Source organism: Desulfoluna sp. (genome assembly GCF_030145185.1).
GTDB lineage: Bacteria > Desulfobacterota > Desulfobacteria > Desulfobacterales > Desulfolunaceae > Desulfoluna.
Map to the genome: position 1 here is coordinate 1 of NZ_JAQYWB010000130.1, position 7388 is coordinate 7388.

The 7388-nt window shown below is 54.0% G+C and carries 8 protein-coding genes; 3 read left to right on the forward strand and 5 right to left on the reverse strand.

Features of this window, described 5'->3' with window-relative positions:
* Positions 1 to 194 (forward strand): hypothetical protein (locus tag Q1Q75_RS22045; RefSeq protein ID WP_300675298.1); only part of this gene is annotated, 194 nt, incomplete at its 5' end.
* Positions 195 to 495: 301 nt separating this feature from the next.
* Here the strand turns inward: Q1Q75_RS22045 and Q1Q75_RS22050 are convergent.
* The 4 genes from Q1Q75_RS22050 to Q1Q75_RS22065 form a co-directional block, all read right to left on the reverse strand.
* Positions 496 to 1191, reverse strand: a complete 696-nt coding sequence (locus Q1Q75_RS22050; protein ID WP_300675300.1) for an aspartate/glutamate racemase family protein — start codon at positions 1189 to 1191, stop codon at positions 496 to 498.
* On the reverse strand, positions 1188 to 1802 hold the full coding sequence (locus Q1Q75_RS22055) for a hypothetical protein (protein WP_300675302.1): 615 nt from the start codon (positions 1800 to 1802) through the stop codon (positions 1188 to 1190). Before Q1Q75_RS22055 ends, Q1Q75_RS22050 begins: the two co-directional genes overlap by 4 nt.
* 335 nt (positions 1803 to 2137) lie before the next feature.
* Positions 2138 to 3070: an EamA family transporter gene (locus Q1Q75_RS22060; protein ID WP_300675304.1), complete on the reverse strand. Its 933-nt coding sequence runs from the start codon at positions 3068 to 3070 to the stop codon at positions 2138 to 2140.
* 135 nt (positions 3071 to 3205) lie between these two features.
* Positions 3206 to 4648 carry a PLP-dependent aminotransferase family protein gene (locus Q1Q75_RS22065; RefSeq protein WP_300675306.1) on the reverse strand — a complete coding sequence of 481 codons (1443 nt, stop codon included), beginning with the start codon at positions 4646 to 4648 and terminating at the stop codon, positions 3206 to 3208.
* A gap of 321 nt (positions 4649 to 4969) precedes the next feature.
* On the opposite strand from Q1Q75_RS22065, the gene Q1Q75_RS22070 reads away from it, so the two are divergent.
* Together Q1Q75_RS22070 and Q1Q75_RS22075 are read left to right on the forward strand one after the other, a co-directional pair.
* On the forward strand, positions 4970 to 5503 hold the full coding sequence (locus Q1Q75_RS22070; RefSeq protein WP_300675308.1) for a class I SAM-dependent methyltransferase: 534 nt from the start codon (positions 4970 to 4972) through the stop codon (positions 5501 to 5503).
* Between the two features lie 288 nt (positions 5504 to 5791).
* Positions 5792 to 6271: an N-acetyltransferase gene (locus tag Q1Q75_RS22075; protein ID WP_300675310.1), complete on the forward strand. Its 480-nt coding sequence runs from the start codon at positions 5792 to 5794 to the stop codon at positions 6269 to 6271.
* On the opposite strand, the gene Q1Q75_RS22080 is transcribed toward Q1Q75_RS22075, so the two are convergent.
* Positions 6252 to 7052 (reverse strand): alpha/beta hydrolase-fold protein, encoded by an 801-nt coding sequence (locus Q1Q75_RS22080; RefSeq protein WP_300675312.1) that lies wholly within the window; start codon positions 7050 to 7052, stop codon positions 6252 to 6254. The genes Q1Q75_RS22075 and Q1Q75_RS22080 overlap by 20 nt on opposite strands.
* Between the last annotated feature and the right edge of the window lie 336 nt (positions 7053 to 7388).

Sequence of the window (7388 nt, forward strand, 5' to 3'; positions counted from 1 at the left end):
GGTGCGGCTTTTTAGTTCGTCGTTACCCATGCCGCACCGGAGTGCGGCGCTCCAGGGGACAAGTGTGTTCAGGTGGTGATGTCGACTCGCTGATGGCCGAAACGATGATCGAGGCCGGATGTGATAACGGATGCGAGGCAGGTTTGGCTATTCATGTAATTAGGCTGGGGCCAAAAGAAGGCGCGGAGCCCTAACCCGGATATTTCACGAGTTGGGTGCGCTCATATGCAAGGCATCAGAGCCGAAGATGTAGTGGTTTACCTCAAGGCTCTGATAACGCAGCAGATGAGTGCACCCGGCTCGCCCGAAGGATGAGAAAATCAAACAGAATACCGTGGATTACATTTTGCATTTTTGAAACGACTGAAAATATTACTGCAAAGAACTGTAATTACGAATTATTCCTAAGCCCTGATTGTTTTCTCATGAAATATCCGGGCTAAAGCTCCACGCCTTTCCCATACCCGTTTTCCACAATAAACAAACACCCGACCGTCAGCCGTCAATGGCGTAGGCCACCGCTCTGGCGGCATGAATCCCCGTGGTATCGTACAAGGGCACCGAGGTGTCACTCTGCCTCACCAAACTCGCAATCTCGGTGCAGCCTAAGATCACGGCTTCCGCCCCCCGGTTCTTCAGTGATTGAATCACCTCCAGAAACCGCAGCCGGGAACTCTCCTTCACCTGCCCCAGGCAGAGTTCCGAATAAATCGTGGTATGGACATCCTCCCGGGCGTCTGCATCGGGAATCATCACCTCCAACCCATACTTCTCCTGGAGCCTGCCCCGGTAGAAATCTTCCTCCATGGTAAACCGCGTGCCCAACAGCCCCACACGGGTCACCCCATTGGACACAAGCGCTTCAGCCGTGGCATCGGCAATGTGAAGCAGAGGAATTGAGAGGCGTTTTTCAATCTCCGGTGCCACCTTGTGCATGGTGTTCGTGCAGATCATAAAAAAATCAGCGCCTCCGGCCTGAACCGCCGCAGCGGCATCGGCCAGAAGATCGGCGGCTGCGCCCCAGTCGCCCGCCGACTGAAGCCGCTCAACATCCTCAAAATCAACGCTGTACAGGCAGATCTTTGCTGAATGCAGACCACCCAACCGTTGCCTGACCCCTTCATTAATCGCCTTGTAATAACTGGCCGTGGATTCCCAACTCATCCCACCCAACATCCCAATGGTTTTCATACGACCTCCTTTCGATTCCATTTCATCCGACCTCCTGCGGCTCCCGTCCGGGTCGCGCTTAAAAAGCCGTACACAACAAAGCACAAGGACACAACCTGCTGGAGGGCTAAAATGGGTTTATCCTGCACGATCATTAATGTCCCCATACTTGCGTTCATAAGCATGAAAAACAACCAGCCGATACTCTTATTCTTAGCCAGATAATAACTTCCCAGCAAAAACCCGATCATCACCCCGATCTCCAACAACTGAGACAAAGAATGGATCCCATGGTAATCGTAGAGACTGTAGCTCACACCAAAAATCATAAAAGAATACGTACAAACAGTGGCCACAAAATCAAACATCGGATTGATCTTTTTATTGTTTTTATAAACACAGAACAAACCGAACAGCATGGAAGGAACACCGCCAGCCTCAATCGATGCTGCAATCCAGTTGTGTTTGAGGATGAGAATAGTCACCCAGGCTGGAACCCCAAGAATGTAAATCACCCAGCCCCAAATTTTCAGCTGTTTCTTCCTTTGTTCGTCGCTCCCCTCAGCGAGAGAAAAACAAATTTTATTTATGAGGTAAAACAAACCACCCCAAACCTGTAAAACAATATCCATATTTCTTCGTTTTCCTTATCCATATTAACCTGGCGGTAAAATGCGTGGTTGTCGACAGGCGTTGTCACCCCGATAAATAAGGCTTATCTGTTCGCGTTTCTCACCCTTCGGGCGAGCCGGGTTAGTCCGGATATTTCACGAGTTAAATTGTACCCACCTACAGCACACGAACTTGCGACGCATTGTGCGCCCCCTTGCACTCCACGCGAATGCGGACGCATTTCAGCCCGGAGTTACGACACCCGATGCGCATTCGCAAACCCGCTTTCAAGGTGGCACACCTTGCCGCCGGAGGCACGTTTTTGCCCCGTACTTTAACCATAGAAGGCTGCTGGCTAGTTCGCATCAGTTACCGGCTCTGCTAATGTGGAATGGAGCTCTTCCGGCTTCTTATTCCCTGCTTTTCGATTCAACAGGAGCAGGTTCCCCAAAAGAATCAAGGCCACCCCGCAAAAGGCGGGCGTACTCCACTGATATCCCTCCCAGATGGTGGAGATCACCAGGGCCACCACGGGAAAAACCAGGGTGGCGTAGGCCGCCCGGTCTGCGCCGATACGGCCCACAAGGGAGAGATAACACCCGAACGCCACGATGGACCCGAAAACCGCCAGATAGACCATGGCCCCCACATAAAGCCCGCTCACCTCAAAGACAAACGATCGCCCCAGAATCGCGGAGAGCCCCAGCATGAGAAGCGCCCCGTACATCATCCCGTAGGCGTTGGTCTGAACCACGGGAAGCCCGTGCGCCTGGTTGCGGGCGGAGAGGATGTTCCCGATGGAGGCGAGATAGGTGGCCACAAAACAGAAGAGAAGCCCCTTTGCCCCGCTGTCCCCCAGATGAAAGGAGGTGAGCTCCGGCTGAAACACCAGCCCGATCCCCACCAGGCCCAATGCGCCCCCGGCCACCACCTTCATATCAATGGGGCTCTTGAGAAAAATCGCCCCGTTAATCACATTCATCACCATCACCGTAGAAAAGATCACGGCCGCCAGCCCGCTGGCAATGTGAAGCTCCGCCAGATAAAAGAGCCAGTAGTTCACCCCAAAGAGAAAAACCCCCTGGGTAGCCATGGCCAGATGCTCCCCCATCGTAAACCGCATGCGGAGCCTTCTGACCCAACACCAGAGCAGGAGCAGTACCGTCGCAAGGGAGAACCGGTATGCCACAGACACCATGGGATCCACACTCCCCAACTGAAAGGTAATCGCCAACCAGGTCGACCCCCAAATCAAAATCGTCATCAAATAAAACAAGACATTTCTCATAACATGCATCTCTTTTCTATGGGTAAAATACAGCCTCTGGCGGCAAGGTGAGCCACATTGAAAGCGGGTTTATGAATGCGCTACTAGAATCGTTATTTCAGGGTGAAATACATGACGAACAGCTCACAGCCGCTCTTAAACAAGTCGCCTTGCGGCCTCGCCCACTGCCTCAAGCGCCCACTGTGTCGTCGGAGTGAAGGCGGCGGCGTTTAACCGAAGATAATTTCGGAAATTGTCGCCCGTGGAGAAAAGGCCACCCGGGGCCACGGTGATGCCTTTAGATTCCAGGGCCGAATAAAGTTTCATGGAGTCGACGGTTTCGGGCATCTCCACCCAGAGGGTGAACCCCCCTTTAGGCCGGGTTACCCGGGTGCCCTCCGGGAAAAAAGTGCCCACGCTTTCTCCCATGGCCGCCACCCGCTCGGCGCAGGTTCGGCGGAGCCTGCGCAGGTGATGCTCGTAGCCCCCGTTGGCCAGGAACTCTGCCACAGCCAGCTGGGTGGGAGATGCGGTGGCCAGGGAGGTGACCATCTTCAGGCGCCGGACCCGCTCTAAAAATCGACCGGCAGCCATCCATCCCATCCGATACCCCGGGGCCAGGGTCTTGGAAAAAGAGGAGCAGAGAATCACCAGGCCGCTCTCATCATGGGCTTTGCAGACCCCGGGCCGAATACCGTCGAAGGCGATGTCCCCATTGATATCGTCCTCAACAAGGGGCACCCGATACCGTTTTAAAAGAGCCACCAAACCTTTTTTCTTCTCCTCTGAAAGGGAGACCCCCAGCGGATTGTTGAAATTGGTCACCTGAAGACAGACGCTCACCCGGTTCCGGGAAAGGGCGCGTTCCAGAGCATCCAGGTGAATCCCGTCCACGGGGGACGAGGGCACCTCAAGGACTTTCAGCCCCAGCTCCCTGAACATCTGGAGAAAATTAAAGTAGACAGGGGCACCGGTCACCACGGTGTCACCGGGACGGCACAGGACTTTCATGGCCAGAAAAACCGCCTCGGTGGCTCCGGAGGTGATTAAAATCTCATCCGGGGCCAGGGTCACCCCGGCCTTGAGCATGTGCCGCGCGATCTGGTTGCGAAGTTTCTGGGAACCATTGCCCATGGCATAGCCGGTCCCATGGTCTGGGCTCCGGCGCAACTCGGACGCCATGATCCGGCCCAGCTTTTCCGATGGAAGAAGGGCCGGGTCAGGAATCGCCGCCCCAAACTGCACCCGCCCCGGGTCGTTGACATCCCGCATAATCCGGGACACCATCTCACCCGCCTCCACAGCGGCCGCATTAAGAAGAGGCCGACGCTCATCCGGCTCACGGGGCAAGGCAGGAAGCCTGGCGCAGACGTAGTAGCCGGACTGGGGCCGTGCTTCGATAACACGCCGGTCCTCCAGCATGCCGTAGGCGGTCTTCACCGTGTTGATACTCACCTGAAACCGGTGGCTCATGGCACGAATGGACGGCACCTTCTCACCCGGCCTGAAAGTACCCTCATCCACCATGTGGGAGAGGCGATACGCCACATCCTCGTAAAGGGGCTGTCTCTCTTTTTTCGCTGTGCCGATTGTTTTCATGCGCTTACCCTACCCCGATCCCGTGAAGGTCAAAAGATACAGTTCGTTTCATTTTCAATAGACACAGTTTTACATAACCACACAACGAAGGACACAGATAATAGACAGCCAGCGGCCACAAACCAAAAGGCAGAGAAAAATCGTAAAATACGTTGGGGTGGAGTTACGAGGCTTTGTCAGGTATAAAAAGGGCTATCGGCAACGAATCAAGGACTTCGCATCACGCGTCAACTTTTTTTAAAAAACCGATATAACTTTACAGCTTATGCCTCCGGCATTCCTTTCGGGGGCCCACCCTTTAAAAAGTCCAAGGTAGAAACCATGAAAGAGCATCTATCCAACACGGCCTTTCGACTCATGGCCCTGGTCTTCCGGTTCAGGGATCTATTCAGCAGGCGCACCGACGTCTTAAATGAATTTCAAATCATGGAAGGAATGCACGTGGTGGATTATGGCTGCGGGCCGGGCTCGTATCTTCCCACCGCCTCCCGGCTGGTGGGGCCCACGGGCCTGGTGACCGCGGTAGACCTCCACCCGCTGGCCATCCAGGCGGTCAATGAAAAAGCCTTCCGCTTGAAACTCACCAACGTCATGGGTGTCCTCACCCGAAACTACGAGACGCCCCTGGACGACCACACCGTCAACCTCGTCTACGCCATGGACATGTTTCACATGGTCGCGGACCCCACCGCCATGCTCAAAGATATCCACCGTATCCTGGATCCTCAAGGGGTTCTTTGCATCGACAGCGGGCATCAGAGCAAGGAAGAGGCCCGGAAAAAAATCATCAACTCAAAACAGTTCATCATCCAGCAGACAACGGAGCTGTATTTTCAATGCCAGCCCTGCCCCTAAAGGCAAAAAAAACCTCCGGCGGCACTACTTTTGAAAAGTTTGATAAACAGCTGCCTGACAAGAGGCTCTCAGCATACCCTGAATAAAAGGCGGATGTAATTTTCCCCGAGGAACGAGGGGGAAAGTGCATTCGCAATCAGCTTTCAAGGTGGCTCACCTTGCCGCCGGAGGCAGGCTTTTTTGATCGTTGCTCTGAGGCACACCCACTTGCGTTTCACGCAGGGCTATGGCATATCTCATCCCATTGCTGAATCAAGTCAACCGCAGAATGCTCAGGGAGTCAGATCAATGCCAGATGTAAAGGTAACCCAGCTCAACACCCCAGAAGAGATAACGGATTTTAACGCGCTTTTTTCCGAATACACCCACCGCATCGACACACTCGCCGAGTCCCCCACGACAGACATCCCGTCCAACCTTGTGGAAGAGATCCGGAGGCGCGCTGATGTCGTCGTCTTTCTCGCCTATAAAAAAGACAAACCCGCTGGGTTTGCCGTGGCCATCGAAGGATTTTCCACATTTCGAGCCCTGCCTGTCCTGAACATTCACGACCTCGGCGTGAGCGCAGGATCCCAAAAACAGGGCGTGGGCACCGCTTTGCTGCAAGCCATCGGAGAAGAAGCAAAAAAAAGGGGGTGCTGCAAGCTCTCCCTGGAGGTCTACGAACACAACGCAGACGCCTTCAACCTTTACCAGGCCAAGGGATTCTCAACCCTCACCGGCAACGATGGCTCCGAGCGAACCCTCTTTATGGTGAAACAGGTTTAAGAAGAAACGTTAGGGGTACATGAACCCGTTGGCCCCAGGAAGAGGCTGAGTGATCGTGCCCTGGCCAGATGCGACTCATGCAGCTTTGATTCTCCCGATAGCCCTTTTCTGTAAGAATCCGGGCCACCCGGGGATGATACTCGGCATACTGCCGGTCCAGGCATTCGGTGCTGATATCAAAGTAGAGACGATGGGTTTGGGGATCGGGGAGTGCCTCTTGCATGTAGGGGAGAAGAACCCCGCCGCTCAAGGGCCAATGGGTGGAGAGACAGCCCGCGCCGGAAAAAAGATCGGGATATTCACACAGGGCATAAAGAGAGATAACGGCCCCCAGGCTGGACCCCATGAGAAAACGGCCCCCCGCGTCAGCCTGTACAGGATAGGAGGCTTCCACAAAGGGCACCAGCTCCTCCGTCAAGCAACGAAGGTACAAATCCGAGAGATGCCTGTTTCCCCGCCTTCGAATCCGAGCTTTCTCTGTGTCCGTGGCAAAGCGATCCACGGGTTTGCAGGGGACATACTCACGCCATCGTTCAGATGTGTTCCAGATATTGACGAGAATTACCGGAGGAATCACCTCCTCTCGAATAAGGCGAGCCACCGTCTCACACAGCCCCCACCCCAAGAGATTATCGGCAGGAAGACAATTGTACTGTCCATCCTGAAGGTAGATGACGGGGTAACGGGTTCTGCCCCCTTTTTCATAACCCGGCGGCAGCCACACCTCGATTTCACGTGAGGCCACGAAGCGGGACTCAAATATCTCGTGTCTATCCAGCACCTCTTCCCCCTGCCACAGCGAGCCTCCCCGGAATAACTCATCACCGGTTCAACTCAGAATTTCAACCTCGGACCAAAGAACACCTAACCCGGATATTTCATGAGAAAACAATCAGATCTAAGGAATAATTCATAATTACAGTTTTTTGCAGTCATATTTTTAGTCGTTTCAAAAATGCTAAATGTAATCACCGGTATTCTGTTTGATTTTCTCACCCTTCGGGCGAGCCGGGTGCACTCATCTGCCGCGTTATCAGAGCTTTGAGGTAAACCACTACATCTTCAGCTCTGATGCCTTGCATATGAGCGCACCCAACTCGTGAAATATCCGGGCTAA

Coding starts and splice junctions, on each gene's coding strand:
- Q1Q75_RS22055 (WP_300675302.1), bottom strand. CDS start 1,802: ATGGATATTGTTTTACAGGTTTGGGGTGGTTTGTTTTACCTCATAAAT.
- Q1Q75_RS22060 (WP_300675304.1), bottom strand. CDS start 3,070: ATGAGAAATGTCTTGTTTTATTTGATGACGATTTTGATTTGGGGGTCG.
- Q1Q75_RS22050 (WP_300675300.1), bottom strand. CDS start 1,191: ATGAAAACCATTGGGATGTTGGGTGGGATGAGTTGGGAATCCACGGCC.
- Q1Q75_RS22070 (WP_300675308.1), top strand. CDS start 4,970: ATGAAAGAGCATCTATCCAACACGGCCTTTCGACTCATGGCCCTGGTC.
- Q1Q75_RS22075 (WP_300675310.1), top strand. CDS start 5,792: ATGCCAGATGTAAAGGTAACCCAGCTCAACACCCCAGAAGAGATAACG.
- Q1Q75_RS22065 (WP_300675306.1), bottom strand. CDS start 4,648: ATGAAAACAATCGGCACAGCGAAAAAAGAGAGACAGCCCCTTTACGAG.